Here is a 23,469-nt window from a genome sequence, read left to right as displayed (position 1 = left end):
GAGGGGATTTATCAGCCGATCTCATGAATCACGGCTGGGTGGGGACCACCGGTGTTCCGTCCGCCATCCGGTTGCCGCGCCAGACGTTGCCCTGGCCCGTGGGGTTCCAGTAGGCGACGGCCCCGTACTTGCCGCCGGCCGGGTAGTACTGCGGCGAGAAGACGTTGTCGGTGACCTCGATGCCGGCCGAGTCCTTGCCGCCGGCGTAGAGCGTGTAGGCGCCGCCCGCCAGCCAGTTGTCGTCGACGACGGTGTGCGTGACGGGCGCGCTGTCGGCGAAGAGGCCGATGGCGGCGGAGGCGCCCTTCTCGACCGGGGTGGGGTTGAGCAGCGTGTTGTGACGGATGATCAGCTTGCCCTTGCCGCCGCCGTTGCTGATGACGGCGTTGGTGTGCTGCCACTCGCCGTCGAGGTTCTTGTACGGGGTGATGTCGTGGACGTAGTTGTCGTGCAGGTTGCCCTGCCCCATCGACAGGGCGTCGCCGAAGACGGAGATGTCGCAGTGGCCGACCTCGACCGAGCTGGTGCTCATGTTGGAGACCGCGTAGTCCGAACCTCCGTTGTTCGGGCCCTTGCCGGGCACGGCGGTGATGGTGGTGTGGAGCACGCGCAGGCCGGAGTAGCCGGGGCGCAGGTTGATGCCCCACCAGTTGGTGGAGGTGATGCGGCTGTCGATGACGGTGACGTCGTTGGCGTAGATGTCGAGGGAGCCGGTGATGTCCCAGCCGCGGATGACGGTGCCGTCGGTACGGATGGCGGCGTTGCCGGTGTTCTGCGGGGTGAGGGTGGCGATCCGCGGGCCGGTGGTGGTCTCGTCCGGGTAGCCGCAGTCGCGGGGGCTCGCGCAGCCCTTCGGCGCGCGCGGCTTGCCGTCCGCGCCGCCGCTCCGGGAGGGGGGCGGGGCGGTGGCGCCGGGCGCGGTGATGGCGCGCGAGTCGCACAGCGCGGCGCCGCCGAGGCAGAGCGCCTTCTGGCCGAGTCCGGTGAAGGTGAACAGGGAGAAGAGCAGGACGGCGCTCAGCAGTGCCGCTCCGAGGACCTTGCGGCGGCCGGGTCGGGCCAGGGGACTCACCTCATCGCTCGTGGGCCGGGCCGGCCGGCCGCTTCTGCGCCGGTACGGGGGGAAGGGTGGGCGCGCCGTCCGTCGCGGGCGCCCGGTGCGCCGCGGGCGGTCGGTCCGCGGCCGGCGCGTCCGTCCGGCTCCGGCTCCGCCGGGCGAGTGCGCCGCGCACCAGTCTGCGGCCGGGCAGCACGCACAGGCCGTAGCACACGAGCCCGGTGACACTGGTGGCGCACAGGGCGGCGGGCCCCTCCCCCAGACGCTGCCGCAGCAGCACGACGGCGGCCGCCATGAGCAGGCCGCCGAGCACCGGCCGCAGACAGACCCGGGCGAGCGCCCGGACCGCGATGCCGCCGCGCCGCAGGGCCAGGAGGAAGGCGGGCAGGACGACCGCACCGGCGACGGCGACATGGCCGGCGCCGACGGTCGCGATGCCCCCGGCGCGGGCCGCGAGGATCAGCACCGGGACGAGGGTGACCAGCCACAGGCCCTGGATGAGCAGGAGCGAGCGGCGCCTGCCGACGGCGACGAGACAGTCGTACGTGAGCTCGGCGGCGATCCGGGCGAGGCCGAGGGCCATCAGCCAGGGCAGAGCCTCGGCGGCGGGCCGCCATTTCGCCCCGTAGACGAGCTCCACGAGGGGTCCGGCGAGCCCGCCGAGCAGCACGCAGGCCGGGACGGTGGCGGTCATGAGGACGCCGAGCGCCCGCGCGAAGCCCTCGGAGAGGGCCTTCGGGGTGTCGGCGAGGCGGGAGAAACCGGCGAAGGCGACCCGGCGGGCGGTCTCGGAGATGACGCGGACCGGCCAGCCGGCCATGTTGAAGGCGAGCATGTAGTAGCCGAGGGCGACGTTGCCGAGGACCGCGCCGACGATCATCGCGTCCGCGTTGACGACGGCGAGGGACAGCAGGCTGGCGCCGGCGAGCGGCAGCCCGAACCGGAGCAGGGCCCTGGCCTGTGCGGTGTCCCAGCCGAAGCGCAGCATGCCGGGGGCGGCGAGCGCGCACCCCGCGAGGGCCACCACGTTGCCGGCGACGGCACCGCAGGCGAAGCTCATGGCGCCCCAGCCCTGGAGGGCGAGGACCAGGGTGACGGTGGTGCTGACGACGAAGTTGAGGGCGTCGACGACCATCCGGCGGCCCTGGCGGAACTCGCGGGTGAGGACGCCGGCGGGCACCTGGGAGAGCCCGTCCAGCACCAGGCACAGGCACATCACGCGCAGTACGGCGGTGGCCTCGGAGGAGCCGAGGAGGGCGGCGACGGCCGGGGCGGAGGCGAACAGGGCGAGGTAGAGCAGGCCGCTGGAGAGGGCGCCGAGGGTGAGGACGGTGGGCGCGAACCGCCGTACGTCCCCTTCCCAGCGGACGATGGCGAGGGTGACGCCGAGCTCGTTGGCGGAGAGCAGCACCATGAGGACGGTCTGGGCGACGCCGTACACGCCCCAGGCGGCCGGGTCGAGGACGTAGCGGACCAGGACGATGCCGGTGGCGAAGTTGCCGAGCCGCATCACCATGGTGTTGATCAGGCTCCACCGGGTGGCCGAGCGGACCTTGGTCCCCAGGGACGCCGGGCCGTCGTCCGCCGCGGGAGCGGCGGCGGGCGCGGGGGCGCTGGTCTCCACAGGTGGGCTCCTCGTCACTTCACCCAGGAGGGCGGGCGCTTGGCGGGGCGCCGCTCGGCGACGGGCAGGACGGGGAGCTGCACGGTGGGCTGGTCGGGCTGCCGCCGGTCCCCCTCGCCGGCGGGCGGGGCGTCGGGCGCGTCGCCGCGCGCGTCCCCGACCGGATCGACGGCCGGATCGACGACCGGGTCGACGACCGGGTCGACGGCCGGGTGGCCGGCCTGCCCGTCCGTGCCCGTCAGGAGCCCGTCCGCGAGGTCTCCGCCCAGGTCGGCGGGCCGGGCGGGTGCGCTCGCCCCGGGAGCCGGCTCCGCGTCCGGCGTGCGGGCGGGCTCCTGGCGGTGCTTCGCCGGGGTCCGGCCCCGGCGGCGCGCCTCCGCGAAGAAGGTGGCCACCAGGCTCAGGACGATGCCGAGGCCGGCGGCCATGACCAGGTTCTGGATCTTGGACTTGAGCTGGGCCTCGGGGTTCTGCGGCGGGACGATCGTGGTGATCCGGATCATGGCGTCCGCGGGCACCGCCTGCTCCGCCTGGAGGTCGTTCAGGCGCTGGGCGGTGAAGGCCATCAGCGTCCTGTTGCCCTTCAGGACCGCCGGCCGGTCCTCACCGGTCACGGTGAGCCAGAGCAGCGGCCCCTGGGCGTTGTCCGCGATCTTGGCCTCGTACTTCAGACTGAGACCCCGCTCCTTCAACTCGGCCTTGGAGGCGTCGGAGTTGACGTTGCGGGCGAGGCTGTCGGCCATGCCGGTGAGCGAGGGCTCCATGCTGAGGAAGGGGTTGCCGTCCGCCGCCGCGCCCTTGCGGGAGTTGAGCATGGCGACGGTGCTCTGCGACTCGTACGAGACGGGCACGAGCAGCCATGCCCCCACCGTGAGTCCGGCGGTGAGCAGCAGTCCGGGCACGAGGACGTACCACCGCCGGCACATGACCCGGAAGATCTCTGCGAGGTCCATGGCGTTCCCCCCCTGCTGGCCCCGTGGGGCGGCTGCTCAACTGCCGTCCCGCAGATGAGGATAGGTGGGATCGCGCCGGGTTGTGAGCCCTTCGCGATCACCACGTGTGCGGTTCAGCGGTGGTCGGTGGGCCTGGGGCGGTTGGCCGCGGTTCCTCCCTCCAGCAGGACCTCCGCGATGCGTTCGCCCGCCCTGCCGTCCCAGAGTTCGGGCCGGCGCGGCTCCGGCGGGTCGTCGAGGAGCCGGACGGCGGTGGCGAGGATACGGTCGGGGTCGCGGCCGGCGAGGACGTTGGTGCCCTGCTCGACGGTGATCGGGCGTTCGGTGTTGTCCCGGAGGGTGACGCAGGGGACGCCGAGGGCGGTGGTCTCCTCCTGGACGCCGCCCGAGTCGGTGAGCACGATCCGCGCGCCGGCCTGGAGGGCGATGAAGTCGAGGTAGCCGGCGGGCGGGACGAGCCGGATGCCGCCGGGGACGCCGAGCGCGCGCAGTTTCTCCGCGGCGCGGGGGTGCACGGGCAGGACGAGGGGGCAGTGGGCGGCGACCTCGCCGAGGCCCTTGAGGAGGCCGGTGAGGATGTCGGGGTCGTCGACGTTGGCGGGGCGGTGCAGGGTGACGAGGCCGTACTCCCCTTCCGCGAGACCGAGTTCGTCGAGGGCGCCAGACCGCCTGGCCCGGTCCCGGTTGGCGTACAGCGTGTCGATCATGACGTTGCCGACGACGTGGATCTGGTCGTCCCGGTAGCCCTCGGCGCGCAGGTTGTCGGCGGCGTCGTGGGAGGGGGCGAGGAGGTAGTCGCTGACCCGGTCGGTGGCGACGCGGTTGACCTCCTCGGGCATGGACCAGTCGCGGCTGCGCAGCCCGGCCTCGACGTGGGCGAGCAGCGGGCCGGCCTTGGCCGTGACGAGGGCGCAGGCGAGGGTGGAGTTGACGTCGCCGACCACGACGACGAGGTCGGGGGCGAGCTCCTCGACGAGTGGTTCGAAGGCGGTCATGACCCGGCCGGTCTGGGTGGCGTGGCTGCCGGAGCCCACGCCGAGGAAGTGGTCGGGCGGGCGCAGGCCGAGGTCGTGGAAGAAGACGTCGTTCATGGCCGGGTCGTAGTGCTGTCCGGTGTGGACGAGGACGACCTCGGCGCCCCGGGCCTCCAGGGCGTCCATCACCGGTTTGATCTTCATGTAGTTGGGCCGCGCGCCCGCGACGCAGATGATCCGCATGGGGTCAGAGCACCTCGATCCTGGGACCGCTCAGCCGGCGCCGGCAGTCGAGTACGTAGTCGGCGTGGGCCTCGACGAGTGCGTAGTCGAAGGCGTCGTGGTCGGTGAGCAGCACGACGGCGTCGGCCGCGGTGAGTTCCTCCTCGGTGAGGTCGACGCGTACGAGCCGCTGGTCGACCCGGTGGCCCTCGACCACGTGCGGGTCGGCGGCCCGGACCTCGGCGCCCATGTCCAGGAGGAGTTGGGAGATGCGCAGGGCGGGCGACTCGCGGGCGTCGCCGGTGTTCTTCTTGTAGGCGAGGCCGAGGAGGAGGATCCGGGAGCCGTTGACGGCCCGCTTGCGGGTGTTGAAGGCGTTGACCAGGCGGCGGGTGACGTAGTCGGGCATGTGGTTGTTGATGTCGTTGGCGAGCTCGACGAAGCGGAAACTCTGGCCGAGTTCGCGCTGGACGCGCCAGGAGAGGTACGAGGGGTCGATGGGCAGGCAGTGCCCGCCGACGCCCGGTCCGGGGGTGAAGCGCATGAAGCCGAAGGGCTTGCTGGAGGCGGCGTCGATGGCCTGCCACACGTCGATGTCGAGGTGGCGGGCGAACATCGCGATCTCGTTGACGAGGGCGATGTTGACGTGCCGGAAGGTGTTCTCCAGGAGTTTGGCGAGCTCGGCCTCCTTGGGCGAGCCGACCGGGACGGTGGTGTCGACCAGGCCGTCGTAGAAGTCCTGGACGGCCTTGAGGGAGGCCGCGTCCACGCCGGAGACGACCTTGGGGGTCTGCTCGAAGCCCCACACGGGGTTGCCGGGGTCGATCCGCTCGGGGCTGTAGCCGAGGTGGAAGTCGGCCCCGGCGACGAGCCCGGAGCCCTCTTCGAGGAGGGGGCCGAACAGTTCCTGGGTGGTGCCGGGGTAGGTGGTGGACTCCAGGACCACGGTGGCCCCGGGACGGAGATAGCGGGCGAGGGCGCGGGCCGACTCCTCGATGTAGCGCAGGTCGGGGGTGCCCTCGTGCAGCGGGGTGGGGACGGTGACGACGGCGACGTCGAAGCCGCCGCAGTCCCGTACGGAGTCGGTGGCCCGGTAGGTCCCGGCCTCGGTGGCGGCGCGGATGCGTTCCGAGGAGACGTCCTCGACGTAGGACTCCCCGGCGGCAAGGCTCTTGACCCGTTCGGCGTCCACGTCGTAGCCGATGACCTCGTGTCCGACCTCGGCAGCCCGGACGGCGAGCGGCAGGCCCACGTATCCCTGTCCCACGACGACGACGCGCATCAGGATTCCCCCCTGGTCACGGTGGTTGCGGTGCCGGCGGTCGGCGTGGGGCGGAGCAGCTCCCGTGCCGTCATGAGGGCGAAGGAGACGTTGGTGGTGAGGTAGCGGCGGCCGAGGCGGCGCGGTTCCTGGAGGGCGCGGTAGAGCCATTCGAGGCCGAGCCGCTGCCAGCGTTCGGGGGCGCGGCGGGTGACGCCGGCGAGGATGTCGAAGGAGCCGCCGACTCCGTGGACGAGGGCCACCTTGGTGCGCTCGCCGTATGCGGCGGTGAAGATCTCCTTCTTGGGCGAGGTCATGCCGAGGAACAGCATGTGGGCGCCGCTGGCGGCGATCGCGTCGGCTATCTCGGGCTGCATGCTGTCGTCGAAGTAGCCGTCGCGGCTGCCGGCGACGCGCAGTCGGGGGAAGCGGACGGCGACCTGGCGGAGCATCGTCGCCAGGACGTCCTGGCGGGCGCCGAGGAAGTAGACGGAGAGCCCTTCGCGCTCGGCCTCGGTGAGCAGCCGCATGAACAGGTCGATGCCGGCGACGCGTTCGGGCAGCGGGCGGCGGAGCAGCCGGCCGGCCCACACGACGGCCTGCCCGTCGGCGAGGATGAGGTCGCAGCCGGAGACGGCCCGCGCGAGGGCGGGGTCGCGGCGCATGGTGACCAGCTTGGCGGCGTTGACGACGCCGATCTCCAGGCGTTCGCCGGCGCGTACGGCGTCGAGGCAGCGGGTCACGGTCTGGTCCATGGTGAGGGCGTCGAGGGTGACGCCGAACAGGTGCTGACGTGTCGTCATCTCGGGGCGCCCTTCTGGGTGGTGTCGCGCGGACCGCTGTCGTGGTCACCGCTGTCGCGGGTGCCGCCCTGGTGGTTGCCGCCCTCGTGGCCGGCGCCTTCGCGGCTGCCGCCTTCGTGGTTGCCGCTGGCGTGGCTGCCACCGTCCCGGATGCCGCCCAGCCAGGCGAAGAGCATCCAGCCGAACTCGTACGGGCGGCACTCCCGGTCCACGGCGGTGGGGCGGAACACGACGTCGAGAGGGCGGAGCCGTGCCCCGGGCAGGACGCGCGTGGTGAGGCCGCGGGCGGCGCGTACCGCCTTCTTCGGGTCGCCGCGGTGGACCTTGCGCCAGGTGACGCCGAGGTCGTCGTGGATCATCGGCTCTTCCGCTCCGGTGCCGGCGAGTTCGGGGACCTCGGTCATCCAGCGCAGGCCGCGGCGGACCGGTTCGGCGAAGTCGGTGCCGCCGGCCTCGGCGAGGTCGAGGAGGGCGGTGGGGGCCATGGCGTGCTGGTGGACGCTGTAGACCGGGTAGCCCTCGACGACGGTGCCGCGCCGGGCGTCGTAGTGCCACCACCACTGGCCGCCGTCGCCCTGGAGGGCGCAGATGCGGGTGGCGCAGGCGTCGGCGGCGGCCAGGGCCTCGGGGTCGTCGCCGGAGGCGTGGGCGCGGGCGAGGGCCTGGAGCGGGTAGGTCTGGTCGGCGAAGCAGCCGATGTGGGCGCGGTACCAGGGGGTGAGGCCCGGCCCCGTGGCGTGCGGGAAGAGCGGGCCGCCGTCGATCCGGGCGCGCAGCAGCCGGTCGCGGGCGGCCTTGAGGCGGTCCTCCACGTCGAGGGTGGCGCGGGCGGCGGCGAGCGCGGAGAGCACCCAGGCGGCCTCGACCGTGTACCGGGGCCGGCCGGGCGGGTCGAGGGCGGTGACCCGGTCGAGGGCGTCGGACAGTTTGGGGTGGGCGGTCTCGGCGGCGGCCCAGGCGACGAGGGCCGCGTCGCCGAGGTTGCGGACCCCGGGCAGCCGCTCGATCAGCAGGCCGGTGAACTCCTCGGCGGTGCGGCCGCCGAGGACGGCGCGCTGCCGGTCGGCGGGCAGGAAGCGGGCGCCGAGCGCGGTGATGGCGGCGTAGCGGACGCTGGTGCCGCGCTGCTCCAGGCTCCACGAGCCGTCGCCGGTGGAGCGGGCGGCCCGGGTGAAGACGAAGCCGGTCCCCTCCGGCAGGAGCATGCGCGGGAGTCCCCGCTCGGCCACCGTGAGCAGGCGGGTGGCGAGGTCGTGCAGCGGACGGTCCGCTTCCGCGAGCTTCGTCATCCGTGAACTGCGTGGATCATCGGGTGTGTTGGCAGGACGAGCGGACACACCCACCCCCCTCGGGTCGGTCCGGGCCAGAGCGGCTGGTCCGGGTCGGCTGACTGATCGACTGACTGAGCGACTGACTGAGCGACTGACTGAACTGCGGGCTGAGCGACTGACTGACTGAGCGACTGACTGAACGACTGACTGAAGGACTGACTGAGGGACTGACTGAACGGCCGGTTGTCGGCCGGCTGTGGTGGAAAGGCGGCACGGCGCTCTACGGCGCGGCGCGCAGGACACGGTGGGGTGTGTGGCACGGCGCGGGACGCCGTCGTGGCACCCCCGGGGGGGGATGCCGCCCCGCGTCCGGGCGCGACTATCCGGCGGACACCCGGTTCCCGGGCAGGCCGGTGTGCGGTAGGGCCCGGGCCTCACGACCCCGGGCGCGATGAGCATGATGAGAAGAACAGTCGGCGTCGAAGCGTCGGCGCTTCGGCCTCCTGCCGGTGGAACCCCCCACGGACACCCCCTGCGCACAGCGCGAACGTTGTGCTCAACTCGCAGCGTACAACGGGAAGATAGGCGCACAACACGGTGACGATGAGGCCTTTCGCGGAATTGGTGGCAAGCGGTCGCGAAGCCGCACCGATCGCGCCGTTCCGGCGGACGTCCGGCGTTACAGTGGGCGCGCGTTCACCCGTTCACGGCAGTGGGGGTCCTTGACTGTGTACCTGGCCGATCGCTCCGCACCGCGCGGGTCGACCGCCGCGCCGGACCGCGTCCGCGGCACGGTGCGGGCGGTCTCGCCGACCGTCCTGGCGCTCGGCACGGTCAGTCTGGTCACGGACGTCTCCACCGAGATGGTCACCGCCGTGCTGCCGCTGTACCTGGTGGTGGGGCTCGGCCTGAGCCCGCTGGGCTTCGGCGTGCTCGACGGGGTGCAGAACGGGGTGAGCGCGCTCGTGCAGCTCACCGGCGGCCATCTGGCGGACCGGGTGCGCAACCACAAGCTGGTGGCGGGGATCGGTTACGGCCTGTCGGCGCTGTGCAAGCCGCTGCTGCTGGTGCCGCACCTGGGCGCGCTCGGCGCGGCCCTCGCGCTCGACCGTACGGGCAAGGGCCTGCGCACCGCACCACGGGACGCGCTGATCTCGCTGTCCGCGCCGCCGGAGCACCAGGGCCGGGCCTTCGGCGTGCACCGGGCGATGGACACGACGGGGGCGCTGCTCGGTCCGATCCTCGCGTTCCTCGTGCTCGGTGCGGCGGCGGGGGGTTACGACGCGGTGTTCGCCGTGAGCGGGTGCGTGGCGGCGCTCGGCGTGCTGGTCCTGATTCTTTTCGTACCGAGCGGAAAGAAGCCGGCCGCCCCACCGGACGGGGCTCCCCCGGACGCGGTGGTCGCGCCGGGCGGGAAGGCTGCCGGGGGAACGGGCGGAGGGGCCGCCGAGGCGCGGGTGGATCTGCGGGCCGCCTTCGGGCTGCTGCGGTCCCGGCGGCTGCGTGCGCTGTTCGGCTGTGCCGTGCTGCTCGGCCTGACCACGGTCAGCGACGCCTTCCTCTACCTGCTGGTGCAGCGCCGTACGGGGATGGACGAGCAGCTGTTCCCGCTGCTACCGCTCGGGACGGCGGCGGTGTTCCTGCTGCTCGCGCTGCCCGCCGGGCGGCTCGCCGACCGGGTGGGGCGCCGCGCGGTCTTCCTCGCCGGGCACGCCGGACTGCTGCTCGCGTACGCGCTGCTGCTCTGGGCGCCGGCCACGCCCGCGCTGCCGTATCTGGTCCTGGTGCTCCACGGGCTGTTCTACGCCGCCACCGACGGCGTGCTGCCGGCGGCGGTCGCCGCGGTGGTGCCCGAGCGGCTGCGGGCCAGTGGCATCGCCCTGGTCGGCACCGGTCAGGCCCTGGCCCGCTTCTGCTGTTCCCTGGCCTTCGGCGCCGCGTGGGCCGCGTGGGGCGACGGCCCGGCGCTCGCCGCGGCGGCCGCGGGCCTCGCCTGCTGCGCGGCCGTGGCCGGCCTCGCCCTGCGCCCCGCCCGCCCCGCGCGCCCGGCGCGCCCCACGGGAGATCCGCGATGACCCTCACTCCGCTGCGCCGTCTGCTGATCCTCGCCGCCGGGGTCCTGCTGCTCACCGGCATCGGCGCCTGGTCGGTCCTGTCGGCCGCCGACCGGGCCGCCGAGGACGACAGGCCCCGGCCGGGCGGCCCGGCCTTCGCGAGCGGGCGGGTCACCCTGGACGAGCCGGGCCGCCTGGTCTTCCGCAACACGGCGGCGGGTCCGCACCGCGACCGGCTCGTCTCGGTGCCGGCCGACGCCCCGACCGGCGCGACCCGTACCGCCTCGGACGTCGCCTGTCTGCGCTTCCACGCGGCCGCCGGCACCGGCGTCTGCCTCCAGGCGACCACCCTCCTCGGCCGCCCGTCCTACCGCGCGGCGATCCTGGACGAGCGGCTGCGCACCCTGCGGACCTATCCGCTGGCCGGCATCCCGAGCCGCGCGCGGATCTCCCCCAGCGGCCGGCTGGCCGCCTGGACCGTCTTCGTCAAGGGCGAGTCGTACGGGACCGCGTTCTTCTCCACCCGCACCGCGATCCTCGACACCCGGGGCTGGCGGCTGAGCCCGAACCTGGAGGAGTTCACGGTCGTCCTGGACGGCCGCCCGTACCGCAACCGGGACGTCAACTTCTGGGGCGTCACCTTCGCGGCCGACGACGACACCTTCTACGCCACCCTGAGCACCCGCGAGCAGACCCATCTGGTCCGCGGCTCCCTCAGGGCCCGTACGGTCACGACGCTGACCCGCAACGTCGAGTGCCCCTCGCTCTCCCCCGACGGCACCCGCGTCGCGTACAAGAAGCGGGTCCTCGGCACGGCCGCCCTCTGGCGGGAGCACGTCCTCGACCTGCGCACGATGAAGTCCACCCCGCTCGCCGAGCGCCGCAGCGTGGACGACCAGGCCGTCTGGCTCGACGACGCCACCCTCGCCTACGCACTCCCCGCGGACACGGGCGCGCGCACCGACGACGTCTGGACCGTCCCGGCCGACGGCAGTGGAACCCCCCGCCTCCTGCTGAAGAGCGCCCTGGCTCCACCGGCCCCGGCGGCTGGACACTCCGGGTGAGGAACCATGGCCCGCCGCATCCCTCTCCGGGGTGGCGAGCGGAGAACAGCGGGCACGGCGCATGCAGGCCCAGATCGGCGGTCCGGTGCGGACGAAACCATTTGACGGCATCGAGAGAATGCCTGGCATGGGGACAGACATGAGCGGCTTCCTCGAGTACCGAGCGCCGCGGGACGATCAGGAGCCGATCTGGTACTGCGCACACGACCTCAGGTCTCTCAACGATGTCCGTAACTACGACGCGTTCGGGTGTCTCTTCGGGGTCCGTAACCACGCGAACTTCCGCCCCGTGGCCGCGGGCCGGGGTTTTCCCGCCGACGCCTCGGCCACTGTGAGGGCGCGATTCGCCCAGCTGACCGAGTGGTACGGCACGGACGGCTTCCACGGCACCACGTGGATCACGTGGGCCGAGGTGAAGGCCGTCGACTGGGACGAGCCCGCGGAGAAGCCCGACAGCCGGCTGCACCAATACCACCAGACGCCGAACGGGCTCCGCATGACGGGCAAGGCCTCCTGGAGTGGCGCATTCGCCGCGGCTGTCGGTCTCAAAGCCGGTGAGGTTCGGGAGTGGCCCGAAGGAAGTGAGTGGCTCGTCGGGGACACGCTCTACAGATCCGTCACGATCCGCCGCAGAGATGCCGTCACCGAAACCGGCGAGTGGCAACCCGTCTGGGAAGCCATGAAAGAACTCGCGGCACAGCACGGTGACGACAACGTGCGCCTCGTCGTGTGGTTCGACGACTGAGCGGGCCTCCCACGCTTCAGCGCCCTCGCGCGTGCCGGGACCGCCGTTGGGCCAGTGAACCAGCAGCTCCCCCGTGAGATGCGCCTCCACATCGTCCGGACGCAGCGGCGACAGAGTGTGATGCCGATCGGTCGAGGAGACGTCAGTGGGGCTTGTAGTCGTCCCAGTAGGAACCGGTCCGGCGCCGTTCGTACGAGGCTTCAGCCCTCGCCATCCAGGCGTCGATGTCGGCGACCATCGTAGGGAACCTCTCCTTGAGAGGTTCGGCCAGCTCGACCAGCTCCTCCCAGGAGTCGGCCAGATAGGACCCGTTCTCCAGTCCGATCGCGACCTCGCCCCGGAACGGATCGTCCGACTTCAGCCACTCCTTCCCGGTCCCGAAGATCTGCGCCCCGTCCTTGGGATCAATGATCCAGGACATGGAGAGCAGCTGCTCCGCGACATACCCAGGGGTGACATTCGGAGCCCTGTGGTCGACGAGGAAGTTCATGACGTCCTCAACCTTCACTGTCTACAACCTCCGGTACATGCGCCACGCGAGCGCGCCCGCGTGCGGTGTGATGACTCGGCCGTCGGTGTACTTCATCGTCCCGAACATCTGCGACGGGTGGACCCCCGGCCCCCTCGTCGATCAGTTCGAAGCCTGCCGCGGCCATCTCCTCTGCTGTGGCCTTCCCGAAACTTGTTGCGCTGCGCGGCCGAGACGATCGGCAGACCACCTCGCTCCAAGACTCGAGCCGTCTCCGCGTTGACCGGGTTGAATCCGAACGGATTGACAGCGTGGACCGTCCTCAAGGTTCCCTCCTGACCATGCGCCAGCTCGCCCCCCCTGTTCGAGGTGTCCAAGTCGGCGGCAGACCGGATCATCGACCACCTTGGGCCAATGCTTGCGCTTCAGCCCCACAAGCGGTTTGCCAGGGACGCCGTGCTCATCGTGGACTGCACGCTGGTGCCCACCCGAGATCACACCATCGCCGAGCGGTCGAAGCACGACCGGTACTCGCTGACCACCAGGTCGTCATCGACGCCGACACCCGCGGCCGACACCTGGGACAACCATGCCTACGGCAGTCGGAGATCATGTACGGGACAACTCTTTAGCGGATCACTGGGTCACCAGTGGTCGCCACGTCGCCGCTCGTGACAGACGCGAGCGGCGAGGCGGCGGCCCCGGCCCAGGGGTTGACCGGGGCCGCCACGAGTGCGTCGCGCTGGGCGCGGCGCGTGCCGTTCACACAGGAGGGCCGTCTGAGGAGGAGGGGGCGGCCCTGACGTGTTCTGTGCGGCCCGTGGGGGCACGCTCAGTAAATATACTTACTGGCGAGAAAGCAAGAGAATGAAAACTTTCATGCACGGTGCCGCCACTCGGACCCTTCGGCCCCCCTGGCCCCGTCTCAGTCGTCCAGGAAGAAGTCGTGCTGCTCGGCCGCCTGCTCGTATTTCTCCAGACGGGTCTGCGTGCGCTCCGGGTCCGCGTCCGCCATGGCCTGGAGGATCGCCGCCGACAGCACGCCGGGCGCCGCGTAGGAGTCGAAGACGAGCCGCGAGCCGGTGCCGGCGGTGAACACCACGTCGGCCTCGTCGACGAGCGGCCCGAACGCCAGGTCGCAGATGAGCGCGACCCGCAGTCCGGCGGCGCGGGCGGCGCGGACGACGGCGAGGGTCTCCTTGGCGTGCCGGGGCATCGCGAAGGCCAGCACCCACGTTCCGCCCGCCTCGCGGGCCTGGAGGAGGCCGTCGTAGGCGACGCTGCCGCCGCGCGTGACCACCCGCACGTCCGGGTGGATGCGACGCGCGGCGTAGGCGAAGTACTCGGCGAGGGAGACCGAGATGCGCAGGCCCAGGACCGTGAGCGGGACGGACCGGGCCAGCTCGCGGCCGATGTCGAGGATCCGGTCGGGATCGGCGAAGACGCCGCGCCGCAGGGCGGTGAGGTTCTCGATCTCGGCGTCGACGGCGGACTGGAGCTCGTTGCGCAGCCGCCCCTCGCCCTCACCCTCGCCCGGCGCGCCGGCGACCGCGCTGAGCGCGATCGGCTGGAGGGCCTCGCGCAGCGCCGGATAGCCGCTGAATCCCAGCGACGAGGCGAAGCGGGTCACGGACGGCTGGCTGACGCCCACCCGCTCCGCGAGTTCGGTGATCGACAGGAACGCCGCCTCGGTGAGGTGGTCGATCAGGAACTGGGCGATGCGCCGCTGCCCGGGTGAGAGGCGGTGTCCGCCGAACAGCGCCCGCACCCGCTCGGCCGGAGAACCCGCCTCCGCCTGAGCCTCCGGGTCCGCGTCCGCCGAGCGCCTGCCCGGTGTGATCGCGGCCGCCTGTGCGCGCGCCTGCTGCCCAGATGGCACGGGGTGCCTCCCTCTCGTCTCGCTGCCGCCCAAGATAGTTCAACGGCCCGGACGGCCCCGCCCCGCTCGCCCCCGCCCCGGTCACCCCTGCCCCGCTCACCGCTGCCGGGTCCACCTTCCGACCGGGTACCCCCCCCCCGGCGTATCACCGGAAGCCGAGGGGGCACCCCCGTGGCCGCGTCCTCCGCCGAGACGGTGAAGGACGCCGGCGGCGACTACATCGGCCGGGCCCCGGATCCCGGCATCCCCTGCGCCGGGGCCTCGAAGCGGGTGAAGGCGCTGCGCTTCGGCAGCCGGTAGACCTCGCGGCCGGTGATCGCGTTCAGGATGGTGGCGTTGCGCACGGCGCCGATGTCGAGGTTCGGGGAGGAGACGCCGTACGCGTGGATCTCGGCGTTGGCGACGAAGATCCGCCCGGTGACGCCCTCGGCCAGCCCGACGGAGTGGTCGGCGCGGACCAGCGGGCGCCCCCGGCCGTCGCGCTCGATCAGCTCCTCCACCGGGGCCAGGAAGGCCGGCGGGCGGCCGCGGTAGCCGGTGGCCGCGACGACCAGGTCGGTGACGTGCTCGAAGCGCTGTCCCGTGTCCAGGTGACGGCAGGTCAGCACGGTCTGGCCGTCCGGGTCGACGGCCGCGTTCTCGACGGCGATGCCGAAGCGCAGTTCGACGTCGGCGAGACCGTGGTCGAGCTGGCGGCGGTAGAGCAGTTCGTGGATCTCCTCCAGGGTGTCGGTGGAGACGCCCTTGTAGAACTGCCACTGCTCGCCGACCAGCCGGTCGCGCACCTCCTCCGGCAGGGAGTGGAAGTAGCGCATGTACGCCGGGGTGGTCAGCTCCAGGTTCATCTTGGTGTAGTCGAGCGGGGCCCAGGAGCCGGTGCGGGTCAGCCAGCTCACCGCGGGCCCGCCGTCGAGGTTGCGGGTCAGCAGGTCGACCGCGACCTCCGCGCCCGACTGCCCGGACCCCACGACGGTGACCTTCCCCGCGCGCTCGACGTCCCGGGCGCGGAAGAGGTAGTCGGAGGTGTGCAGCAGCCGGTCCTCCGGCAGCCCGGCGAGGGCCTCGGGCACGTGGGGCGCGGTGCCGATCCCGATGACGAGGTGCCGGGCCCGCAGCCGCAGCCGCGTGCCGTCGCCGCGGACGACGTCGACGGTGAAGCGTTCCTCGTCGCCGTCCCAGCGGACCTCCTCGACGCGGTGCGAGAACCGCACGCTGGGCAGCCGCGCGGCGGCCCAACGCAGGTAGTCCTCGTACTCCCTTCGGGAGGGGAAGAAATTCTCCCGCACGGTGAAGGTGTAGAGCCGGTCCATGTCGTGGAGGTACGCCAGGAAGGACAGCGGGTGCCAGGGGGCGACCAGGGTGACGAGGTCGGCGAGGAAGTTCACCTGCATCGAGGCGTCGCCGAACATCATGCCGCGGTGCCAGGTGAACTCGGGCCGTTCCTCCAGGACGACCAGGTCGAGTGCGTCCACGGTCGAGGCGAGGGCGGCGAGCCCCAGGTTGAAGGGGCCGCAGCCGATCGCGACGACGTCGTGCTCGGCGGTGGTCTCGGTCATGTGGGCAGGTCCTCCTCGCGGCGGGGACGGACGAGCAGGGCGGCGGTCTTGTCCGGGAGCGTGATCTCGCCCAGGTCGCGGAAGCCGGCGGCGGCGAACGCCCTGAGCGAGGGCGTGTTGGTGACGTCGGGCTCGGCGACGACCCGGGTGCAGTGGGGGTCGGCGGCGAGCAGGCCGTCGGCGAGGACGCGCAGCAGGGTGCGGCCGAGACCGCGGCCGGTGTGCGCCGGGTCGCCGATGGCGATGTGGACGCCGAGGTCGTGGGGCAGATGGGCGTAGTACGGGGCGAGCCGGTCGCGCATCACGCGGTACACCTCGATGTACGCGACGGGCGCGCCGTCGAGGGAGACGAGCACCGGCAGGATGGCGTCGCCGGCGAGGTGCCCGGCGATCTCCTCGTACCAGCGTTCACGCGGCCACGCCTGGTGCCAGAAGGCGTCGATGTGGGGGGCCTGCATCCAGCCGTGCACCAGGTCGAGGTCGGCCCCCTCGGCCCGGGCCGTCCGGGCCGACCAGCGTCCCTCCATGAGGGGCAGCGGCGGGCCGGGGACGGTGCGGGCGTCCTCGGGGTGTAACGAGGTCATGCGGTGGCCTCCTGGAGCGGGTTGGGCGCGTCGAGGTAGACGGACTGGGCGTCGAGCGGGGCGAGGACCTCGTCGATGCCGTGCAGGCGGGTGAGCAGGTTGCCCTTGCAGGGCAGGGTGCCGGCCGTCAGCCAGCGGCGGGCGAGGCGGTCGCCGTCGGGGCCGGCCTCGGCCAGGGCGGGCAGCGCGGCGCGCAGCCGGCCGGCGAGGACGGCGAGCAGGTCGCGCTCGTCGGCGAGGCCGTCGACGGCGAGGCAGCCGACGACGGACAGCGCCTGGTTGCGCAGCAGGTAGTACGAGAGCCGGTCGTCGACGATCGCGTCGTCCACGACGGCCAGGGTGGAGGAGTCGGCTCCGCTGAGCTTGAGCAGTTCCGGCAGGTGGGAGGCGGCCAGGTAGTAGCCCTGGTTGTCGCGGAAGACGGCGCCGGTGACCCGGCCCCGGGCGTCCAGGCGGACCAGGGTGTTCTGCTGGTGGGCCTCCAGGCCGATGCCGGTGGCGGCGTACAGGTGGAGCATGGGCACGAGGACCCGGTCGGTGTAGTCGGCGACCCACTGCGCGGCGGCGTCGGCTCCGCCGAGTCCGGCGACCAGGTCGCCGAGGGTGCTGCGGCCGAGGCCGGGGCGGGGTGCGACGAGTCCGACCAGGCAGCGCAGGGCGTCGATGCCGTCGGGGACCTCGCGGACGGCGACGTCGAGGCCGGTGACGGCGGGGCCTTCGGGGCGGCCGGGTTCGTCGACGGCGAGCCAGGCGGGGTCGCGGGTGATGGCGAAACCGGGGTGGGCGCGGAAGGTGCCGTCGGCGTATCCGGCGTCGAGCAGCCGGTTGATCTCCAGACCGCGCCTGAGCTCCGTACGGGTGGACTCCCGGCGGGAGTTGGTCAGCCTGAGCCCGAGCGAGAGCTTCAGCATGACGGGGGCGCCGGGCCGGTAGACGGTGCGCAGGCTGGAGGTGGGCCACCAGGCGGGGCCGAGTTCGCCGAGCGGTTCGAGCGCTCCGGAGGCGATCAGGGCGGCGACCCGGGGGCGGTGCGGCACGTCCCGGGCCTGCCACGGGTGGGCGGGGACCAGGATGCGGCCGTCGTCGAGGCGGTGCTCGGCGAGCTCGGACATGAGGGCGACGGTGTCCCGTCCGGCGAGGGAGGGCGCGCCGGCGACGGCGTCGTGCGAGACGACCGCGGGGTCGGCGGCGAACCAGTGCAGCCGGAAGGAGCCGCGCAGCTCTGGCGAGAAGGCGGCCGCGTCGTGGTCGGAGATGCCGTCGCGGCTCTTGGGTGCCGGGTGGTGCAAGTGGCCGAGGATCAGGGCCTGTTCGGCGTCGAGAAAGCCGTCGGCGGCGGGTTCGGGGCGGGTGCGCCGGTGGCCGATGAAGGCGGTGACGCGGCGGACGGACTCGGCGGTGCGCTCGACGAGGTCGGCGATCTCGCCGGCCGGGACGCCGCCGGGCCGGCTGCCGCCGCGTACGGCCGCCTCGGTGGACAGCAGGGCGACCGCCGTCACGGGGTCGGCGGTGTCGCCGAGGGGGCCGCCGGGGCCTTCCAGGCGTACGGGGCCGAAGCGGTGCCAGCCGGTGGGTGAGCGGTGGGTGACCTCGGTGACCAGGGTCAGGCCGGCGGTCGGCAGCTCGATCCGCAGCGGGCCTGGGGCCGGCTCGGTGTGCGTCTCGCGCAGCCAGCAGCGCAGCAGGGCTTCGAGGTGGGCGTGTTCGGCGGCGCCCCGGGCGTCGGGGCGGTGCAGGGGGTCGTCGAGGGGGGTGTGGGGGGCGGGTGCGGGGGTGGGGTGGGTCATGCGGCGCCTTCCTCGGCGAGTCGCTCGCAGGTGCGGCCGGCCTCGAGTACGGCGTCGAGGAGGCCGTCGATGTCGGCGGTGGTGGCGGTGGGGTTGAGCAGGGTGAGTTTCAGGCAGACCCGCTTCGGCGAGCCGGGGCCGGCGGTGGCGGCCTCGGTGCGTCCGACGAGTGCGGTGCCGGTCTCCAGGAGCCGGCGGCGCAGGGCGCCGTTGATCTCGTCGGCCGCCGCCGGGTCGGCCGTCCGGTAGCGGAAGACGACGGTGGTCAGCTCCGCCGGGGCGACGAGCTCCAGGGCGGGTTCGGCGCGGACGCGCCGTTCGGCGTGGCGGGCCAGCGCGTGGCAGGCGTCGACCATGCGGCCCAGGCCCTCGCGGCCGTGGGCGAGGAGGGTGGCGGCGGCCTTCACCGCGTCCGGGCGCCGGGTGGTCTGGAGGCTGCGGCCGAGGAGGCCGTCGTAGCCGGCGTCGGCGTCGTCGGCCGGGTTGAGGTAGGCGACGTGGCGGTCGAGGGCGGTGAACGCGGTGGTGTCGGAGACGAGGAGGACGCTGGTGGCGGCCGGCTGCCAGCCGATCTTGTGCAGGTCGAGGGTGACGGAGTCGGCGAGTTCCAGGCCCGTCAGCCGATCGGCGAGCCGGTCGGAGAAGAGGGCGCCGAAGCCGTACGCGGCGTCGACGTGGGTCCAGACGCCGTGCTCCGCCGCGATCTCCGCGATCTCGGGCAGGGGGTCGACGGAGCCGTAGTCGGTGGTTCCGGCGGTGGCGACGACGGCGATGGGGGTGTGCTCGGGGCCGAGGGAGCCGAGGGCCTGCCGGAGCGCGTCGGGGCGCATGCGCCGCTGGGCGTCGACGGGCAGCGGGCGTACGGCCGCTTCGCCGAGGCCGAGGGCGGCGCAGGCCCGGTGGGTGGAGAAGTGGGCGAGCTCGGAGCAGAGGACGACCGGCCCCGGCAGGGCGGCGATCCCGTGCTGGCGGGCGTCGATGCCGCGCCGGTGGGCGGCGGCGTCCCGGGCGAGCAGCAGGGCGAGGAGGTTGGACAGGGAGCCGCCGGGGGTGAGGACGCCGTCGGCGCGTTCGCCGAAGCGGGCGAGCCGGGTGAGGACGCCGATGAGCCAGCGTTCGACGGCGATGGCGGAGGGTCCGGAGTCGTAGGTGTCGAGGGAGGCGTTGGTGACGCCGGCGAGCGTGTCGGCGGCGACCGCGACGGCGAGCGCGGGCGGCTGGAGGTGGGCGGCGGCCCGGGGGTGGGAGAGGTCGATGCCGTACTCGACGAGGACCGTGGTCAGCAGGTCGAGGGCGGCTTTGGTGCCGAGGCCCTCGATGGGCAGTTCGTGCGCGCCGAGGGCGTCGGCGGCGGCCTTGAGGACGTCCTCGGGGCGTCCTGCGGGGATCGGTCCGGCGGGCCGGCGGGCGGCCAGCGCGGTGTCGACGGCCCCGGCGAGCGCGGCGGTGACGTCGGCGAGGCCCTGGCGGGAGGCGGCGAGCAGCGAGGCGGGCAGGGGCGGGGCGGTGGGAGGTGCTTCCGTCAGCGGTGTCACGGTTCAGCCTTCCGCCAGCGGGTTGGGATGGGTGCCGTTCGGGTAGAGGGCGTGCCGCAGGGCGCGGTCGCCGTAGCGGGTGACGACGAGCCGGTCGCGGTTCAGGCCGTAGCGGGGGATCTCGGGGGTGAGCAGGTCGTACTCGGCGTAGCGCTCGGCGAGTTCGGGGAAGCGCTTCTGGAAGTCGAGGATGGTCTGCCGCACCAGCCGCCAGAACGTCTTCTCGTCCACGCCGAGCTGGTCGGCGCAGAGCGGCGCCAGGTAGCGGAAGTGGCCGACGAAGACCTGGTCCATGACGTGCTGGCGGATGATCGAGGGGTGCTTGCGGGGCAGGACGTGGTCGTGGCCGTCGGGCTCGGGGCCGCGCTCGGGGACGTCGGTGAAGGAGACGCAGACGTCGTCGACGAAGTCCTTGAGGTAGAGGCGGACGGGGACGTCGTTCTCGTCGTAGCCGATGAGGGTGTTCTGGCCGTGCGGGTTGAAGGTGACGCCGTAGCGGTTGAGGACGTGCAGGATCGGCACGAGCAGGGTGTCGAAGAGCCGGCGCAGCCAGTCCTCGGGGTCCAGGCCGGAGGAGCGGACGAGTTCGGCGACGAAGGCGTCGCCGGCGGAGTCGACGTGCAGCAGGGAGGCGAAGGTGCGCACCCGCTCGTCGGGGTCCTTGCGGGCGGAGACCGATTCGCGCCAGATGCAGCCCAGGGTCTCCAGGTGCTGGTAGGGGGCGTCCGGCAGCTTGGAGAGGTAGGGGTGGCGTACGGTCACGGAGGCGACCTCGCCGAGGAAGACGGTGCGGCACTCCTCGGTCAGGAAGGCGTCGCGCTCCACCAGGCCGCGCAGCCACTGGGTGACGACGGGGGCGCCCATGGTGCAGTGCGGGGGTATGCCGCGCCAGACGAGGGTGTTGAGGATCTTCAACGGCAGTTTGACGTCGTACCGTTCGGGGACGGTGACGTTGGCCATCGTACGGATGGACTGGCCGGGCAGGTACGCGTCGGGGCTCTCGCCGAGCGGGACGATCCGGTTCTGCGCCACGTCGGCGGCGTGCAGCACCTGGACGGCGTGGTCCCACTGCCAGGGGTGCACCGGCATCCACACGTACGCGTCGGGGTCGACGCCGGTGTCCTGAAGGACGGCGGTGAAGCGGGCGCGGGTCTCCTCGTCCAGCTCGCGGGCGAGGATCTCGGTCTCGGAGAGCTCCGAGGTGCCGCGGAACTCGGCGAGGCCGCGGTGCACGGCGATCCACAACAGCTTGACGGGCTGGGCCGCTTCGGGGGCGTAGGCGCGGACGTCTGTGGCGGAGAAGCCGATCCGGCCCTTGTTGGCGACGAGCAGGTTGTGGCCGGTCATCCGGCACTCCAGCTCGGAGTGGCCGAGGGCGCGCAGTTCGGCGACGGTCTCGCCGCCGTGGGTGAGGCGGGCGGCGTCGACGGCGAGGGTGGCCGAGAGCTCGGTGAAGTAGGTGGCGACGGTCGAGGGGTCGGTGCCGAGGGTGGAGGCGGCTTCGAGGAGGAACTGCTGGGCGTCCCAGGCGGGTTCGGCGATGGAGTTGCCGAGCATGCCGGTGGCGGTGCGGGTGAGCGACGCCGGGTCGACGCGGAGCCATCCGAAGGCGCCGGGCGTGGCCCGGAACGCGTAGGTCGTGCCGCTGTCGAGGTCGACGCGGTAGGTGCCGTCGCCGCCGTCGGCCGCTTTGAGCATGTCCTCGAAGACCCACTCGCCGATCGCCTTGGCGAGCAGGCGGCGGTTGGCCTCGCGCCAGGCGCCGGGAGTGACGTCGGCCAGCTCGGGCACGGGATGGTGGGAGGGGAAGGGCATCAGGCAGCTCCGCGTGTCTGTCCAGGACCAGGCCTCGGCCGTACGACCGAACCGCCGCAACATTAGGTAAGGCTTACCTCACCGGCAAGGTCAACTTCCGGCCATGGCCGGTATATGACTTTCCGTCAGAAAACGACTTAGGTTAGCCTCACCATGTCTATCCTCTGAATTCCCCGGCCGCCGCCGGGGCTACCCGTGTGTCCGAGGTGACCGCCGGTGCCCTCCTCCCCCCGCCGCACGCCCCGCTCCCCTCGCTCGCCCCGCTGGACCTTCGCCCTGGTCAGCGCGGGTGGCGTGATGATGACGCTCGACGTCACGGTGGTGAACATCGCACTCGCCGACATCGCCGCGGACCTCGACGCCGGGCTCGCCCGGATGCAGTGGACCGTGTCCGCCTACTCGCTCGCCTTCGGCGCGCTGATCCTCACCGCCGGGGCGCTCTCCGACCGGCTGGGACGGCGCGCCGTCTTCACCGCGGGCATGGTCCTGTTCACTCTCGCTTCGGCCGGATGTGGTCTTGCGCCGGACGCGGGGACCCTGATCGCGGCCCGCGCGGCCCAGGGAATCGGCGGCGCGATGGTGTTCGCGCCCACGCTCGCCCTGATCGCGGCCGCGTACGAAGGGGCTCGCCGCCGCACCGCGATAGCGGCGTACGCGGTCACCGCCTCGGCCGCCGGTGCCGTCGGGCCCGTCGTCGGCGGCCTCCTCGTGGACGGCCTCGGCTGGCGGTGGATCTTCCTCGTCAACGTACCGATCGGCGTGCTCGTCGTGGCCGGCGCGCTCACCCGCATGCCCGGCTCGCCGGCGCCCGACTCCCGCTCCCGCCTCGACCTCGTCGGCGCGGGGCTCGCCGTGGCGACGCTGCTGACCCTGCACTACCCCCTGGTGACCGGGCCCGAGTCCGGCTGGACGGCCCCCGGCGTGCTGGGCAGCGCGGCCGCCTGCCTGGCGTGCGCCACGGCACTGGTGCTCAGCCAGCGGCGCGGGGACGGTCTGATCGACCCACGGCTGCTGCGGATCCGCGCCTTCTCGGGGGCGGCCCTCCTCGGCTTCCTGGCCCGCATGGCGAACCTCGGGGTCCTGGCGTTCCTCACCCTCTGGCTGACGACCGCCCACGGCTACTCCCCCTCGGAGGCCGGCCTGCGGCTGCTCCCGCTCACCGGCAGTCTGCTGGTGGCCGGCCTGTTCACCGCCCGTCTGCAGCGGCTCCTCTCCCCCGCCGCCCTGGTCGCCTCCGGTTTCGCGGCCCAGGGCGCCGGCCTCCTCTGCCTGGCCGCCGCGGGCGCGGGCGCCGGACAGACCGCCCTGACCGGCGGTCTGGTGCTGCTCGGAACCGGCGGCGCCGTCGTCTTCCCGCCCCTGATGGGCGTGGCCGTGTCGGCGGTACCGACCGAGCGGGCCGGCATGGCCTCCGGCCTCACCAACGCCTGCTACCCCCTCGGCACCGCCACCGGCGTCGCCCTCTTCGGCGCCCTGTTCTCGGCCCGCGTCACCTCGGGCCTCGGCTCCGCCGCGTCCCCCGGCGCGCGGGAGGCCGCCGAGACCGGCCGCTTCGACCTCCTCGACCCTGCCCTGCGCCCCCTGGCCGGGCAGGCCTTCGCCGACGCCTTCGCCCTCGTCTGCCTGGCCGCCGCGGCCGTCTGCGCGCTGGGCCTCCTCACGGCCCGCACCCTGCGGGCCGCCGCGGCGGAACCGGCGGCGGCACTCCGGCAGCCGGCGGCGGCACGGGCGTCGTGACGGAGGGGCCCGGCGGCGGCACGGGCGTCGTGACGGAGAGGGCCCGAAAACCGGGGGCGCGCGGGATCAGGCCCCGCAA

The 23,469-nt window shown here is 73.1% G+C and carries 18 protein-coding genes and 1 pseudogene; 5 read left to right on the top strand and 14 right to left on the bottom strand.

Going from position 1 to position 23,469, the window contains the following annotated elements:
• Positions 1-28: 28 nt before the first annotated feature.
• The 7 genes from ABTZ91_RS03250 to ABTZ91_RS03220 all read right to left on the bottom strand — a co-directional run bounded on the left by ABTZ91_RS03250 (position 29) and on the right by ABTZ91_RS03220 (position 8,183).
• Positions 29-1,072 (bottom strand): hypothetical protein, encoded by a 1,044-nt coding sequence (locus ABTZ91_RS03250; RefSeq protein ID WP_352075394.1) that lies wholly within the window; start codon positions 1,070-1,072, stop codon positions 29-31.
• Position 1,073: 1 nt separating this feature from the next.
• The gene (locus ABTZ91_RS03245) at positions 1,074-2,681 is read right to left on the bottom strand and encodes a lipopolysaccharide biosynthesis protein (protein ID WP_352075393.1); all 1,608 of its coding nucleotides are present in this window, start codon (positions 2,679-2,681) and stop codon (positions 1,074-1,076) included.
• Positions 2,682-2,695: 14 nt separating this feature from the next.
• A complete protein-coding gene (locus tag ABTZ91_RS03240) occupies positions 2,696-3,634 on the bottom strand; it encodes a chain length determinant protein (RefSeq protein WP_352075392.1) in 939 nt (312 codons plus the stop codon).
• Positions 3,635-3,747: 113 nt separating this feature from the next.
• Complete coding sequence (gene wecB, locus ABTZ91_RS03235) at positions 3,748-4,851, bottom strand: non-hydrolyzing UDP-N-acetylglucosamine 2-epimerase (RefSeq protein ID WP_352075391.1); 1,104 nt, start codon at positions 4,849-4,851, stop codon at positions 3,748-3,750.
• 4 nt (positions 4,852-4,855) lie between these two features.
• Positions 4,856-6,112 (bottom strand): nucleotide sugar dehydrogenase, encoded by a 1,257-nt coding sequence (locus ABTZ91_RS03230; protein ID WP_352075390.1) that lies wholly within the window; start codon positions 6,110-6,112, stop codon positions 4,856-4,858.
• Positions 6,112-6,894, bottom strand: coding sequence for a WecB/TagA/CpsF family glycosyltransferase (locus ABTZ91_RS03225; protein WP_352075389.1), 783 nt, complete (start codon positions 6,892-6,894; stop codon positions 6,112-6,114). Before ABTZ91_RS03225 ends, ABTZ91_RS03230 begins: the two co-directional genes overlap by 1 nt.
• Positions 6,891-8,183, bottom strand: coding sequence for a hypothetical protein (locus tag ABTZ91_RS03220; protein WP_352075388.1), 1,293 nt, complete (start codon positions 8,181-8,183; stop codon positions 6,891-6,893). The genes ABTZ91_RS03225 and ABTZ91_RS03220 overlap by 4 nt, the downstream gene beginning before the upstream one ends.
• A 710-nt stretch (positions 8,184-8,893) precedes the next feature.
• Between ABTZ91_RS03220 and ABTZ91_RS03215 the strand changes: the two genes are divergently transcribed.
• The 3 genes from ABTZ91_RS03215 to ABTZ91_RS03205 all read left to right on the top strand — a co-directional run bounded on the left by ABTZ91_RS03215 (position 8,894) and on the right by ABTZ91_RS03205 (position 12,028).
• Positions 8,894-10,240, top strand: coding sequence for an MFS transporter (locus ABTZ91_RS03215; RefSeq protein ID WP_352075678.1), 1,347 nt, complete (start codon positions 8,894-8,896; stop codon positions 10,238-10,240).
• Positions 10,237-11,283: a TolB-like translocation protein gene (locus ABTZ91_RS03210; protein ID WP_352075387.1), complete on the top strand. Its 1,047-nt coding sequence runs from the start codon at positions 10,237-10,239 to the stop codon at positions 11,281-11,283. The genes ABTZ91_RS03215 and ABTZ91_RS03210 overlap by 4 nt, the downstream gene beginning before the upstream one ends.
• A 127-nt stretch (positions 11,284-11,410) precedes the next feature.
• Positions 11,411-12,028, top strand: a complete 618-nt coding sequence (locus ABTZ91_RS03205; protein WP_352075386.1) for a hypothetical protein — start codon at positions 11,411-11,413, stop codon at positions 12,026-12,028.
• Positions 12,029-12,170: 142 nt separating this feature from the next.
• Here ABTZ91_RS03205 and ABTZ91_RS03200 read toward each other — a convergent pair whose 3' ends face one another.
• Positions 12,171-12,536 carry a hypothetical protein gene (locus ABTZ91_RS03200; protein ID WP_352075385.1) on the bottom strand — a complete coding sequence of 122 codons (366 nt, stop codon included), beginning with the start codon at positions 12,534-12,536 and terminating at the stop codon, positions 12,171-12,173.
• A gap of 296 nt (positions 12,537-12,832) precedes the next feature.
• On the opposite strand from ABTZ91_RS03200, the pseudogene ABTZ91_RS03195 reads away from it, so the two are divergent.
• Positions 12,833-13,066 (top strand): annotated as a pseudogene (locus ABTZ91_RS03195) (IS5/IS1182 family transposase); the annotation flags it as partial.
• Between the two features lie 356 nt (positions 13,067-13,422).
• On the opposite strand, the gene ABTZ91_RS03190 reads toward ABTZ91_RS03195, so the two are convergent.
• From ABTZ91_RS03190 to ABTZ91_RS03165, 6 genes are all read right to left on the bottom strand, one after another.
• The gene (locus ABTZ91_RS03190; protein ID WP_352075384.1) at positions 13,423-14,376 is read right to left on the bottom strand and encodes a MurR/RpiR family transcriptional regulator; all 954 of its coding nucleotides are present in this window, start codon (positions 14,374-14,376) and stop codon (positions 13,423-13,425) included.
• Between the two features lie 215 nt (positions 14,377-14,591).
• Entirely contained in the window at positions 14,592-15,932 is a 1,341-nt protein-coding gene (locus ABTZ91_RS03185) for a SidA/IucD/PvdA family monooxygenase (protein WP_352075383.1), read from the bottom strand.
• Positions 15,929-16,516, bottom strand: a complete 588-nt coding sequence (locus ABTZ91_RS03180) for a GNAT family N-acetyltransferase (protein WP_352075382.1) — start codon at positions 16,514-16,516, stop codon at positions 15,929-15,931. Before ABTZ91_RS03180 ends, ABTZ91_RS03185 begins: the two co-directional genes overlap by 4 nt.
• Positions 16,513-18,303 (bottom strand): IucA/IucC family protein, encoded by a 1,791-nt coding sequence (locus ABTZ91_RS03175; protein WP_352075381.1) that lies wholly within the window; start codon positions 18,301-18,303, stop codon positions 16,513-16,515. Before ABTZ91_RS03175 ends, ABTZ91_RS03180 begins: the two co-directional genes overlap by 4 nt.
• The gene (locus ABTZ91_RS03170; RefSeq protein WP_352075380.1) at positions 18,300-19,838 is read right to left on the bottom strand and encodes an aminotransferase class V-fold PLP-dependent enzyme; all 1,539 of its coding nucleotides are present in this window, start codon (positions 19,836-19,838) and stop codon (positions 18,300-18,302) included. Before ABTZ91_RS03170 ends, ABTZ91_RS03175 begins: the two co-directional genes overlap by 4 nt.
• A 3-nt stretch (positions 19,839-19,841) precedes the next feature.
• Entirely contained in the window at positions 19,842-21,653 is a 1,812-nt protein-coding gene (locus tag ABTZ91_RS03165) for an IucA/IucC family siderophore biosynthesis protein (RefSeq protein WP_352075379.1), read from the bottom strand.
• Between the two features lie 216 nt (positions 21,654-21,869).
• Between ABTZ91_RS03165 and ABTZ91_RS03160 the strand changes: the two genes are divergently transcribed.
• The gene (locus ABTZ91_RS03160; RefSeq protein WP_352075378.1) at positions 21,870-23,390 is read left to right on the top strand and encodes an MFS transporter; all 1,521 of its coding nucleotides are present in this window, start codon (positions 21,870-21,872) and stop codon (positions 23,388-23,390) included.
• Positions 23,391-23,469: the final 79 nt, after the last annotated feature.

The organism is Streptomyces sp. NPDC126499, from assembly GCF_040302485.1.
In the GTDB taxonomy this organism is placed as follows: Bacteria; Actinomycetota; Actinomycetes; order Streptomycetales; family Streptomycetaceae; genus Streptomyces.
The sequence above is the reverse complement of the archived record's forward strand: the minus strand, read 5'-3'. Positions and strand labels throughout refer to the sequence as shown.

Excerpts from the sequence above, each read along its gene's own strand:
- ABTZ91_RS03240 (WP_352075392.1), bottom strand. The coding sequence starts at position 3,634 with ATGGACCTCGCAGAGATCTTCCGGGTCATGTGCCGGCGGTGGTACGTC.
- wecB (WP_352075391.1), bottom strand. The coding sequence starts at position 4,851 with ATGCGGATCATCTGCGTCGCGGGCGCGCGGCCCAACTACATGAAGATC.
- ABTZ91_RS03230 (WP_352075390.1), bottom strand. The coding sequence starts at position 6,112 with ATGCGCGTCGTCGTCGTGGGACAGGGATACGTGGGCCTGCCGCTCGCC.
- ABTZ91_RS03225 (WP_352075389.1), bottom strand. The coding sequence starts at position 6,894 with ATGACGACACGTCAGCACCTGTTCGGCGTCACCCTCGACGCCCTCACC.
- ABTZ91_RS03220 (WP_352075388.1), bottom strand. The coding sequence starts at position 8,183 with ATGACGAAGCTCGCGGAAGCGGACCGTCCGCTGCACGACCTCGCCACC.
- ABTZ91_RS03210 (WP_352075387.1), top strand. The coding sequence starts at position 10,237 with ATGACCCTCACTCCGCTGCGCCGTCTGCTGATCCTCGCCGCCGGGGTC.
- ABTZ91_RS03205 (WP_352075386.1), top strand. The coding sequence starts at position 11,411 with ATGGGGACAGACATGAGCGGCTTCCTCGAGTACCGAGCGCCGCGGGAC.
- ABTZ91_RS03185 (WP_352075383.1), bottom strand. The coding sequence starts at position 15,932 with ATGACCGAGACCACCGCCGAGCACGACGTCGTCGCGATCGGCTGCGGC.
- ABTZ91_RS03180 (WP_352075382.1), bottom strand. The coding sequence starts at position 16,516 with ATGACCTCGTTACACCCCGAGGACGCCCGCACCGTCCCCGGCCCGCCG.
- ABTZ91_RS03175 (WP_352075381.1), bottom strand. The coding sequence starts at position 18,303 with ATGACCCACCCCACCCCCGCACCCGCCCCCCACACCCCCCTCGACGAC.
- ABTZ91_RS03165 (WP_352075379.1), bottom strand. The coding sequence starts at position 21,653 with ATGCCCTTCCCCTCCCACCATCCCGTGCCCGAGCTGGCCGACGTCACT.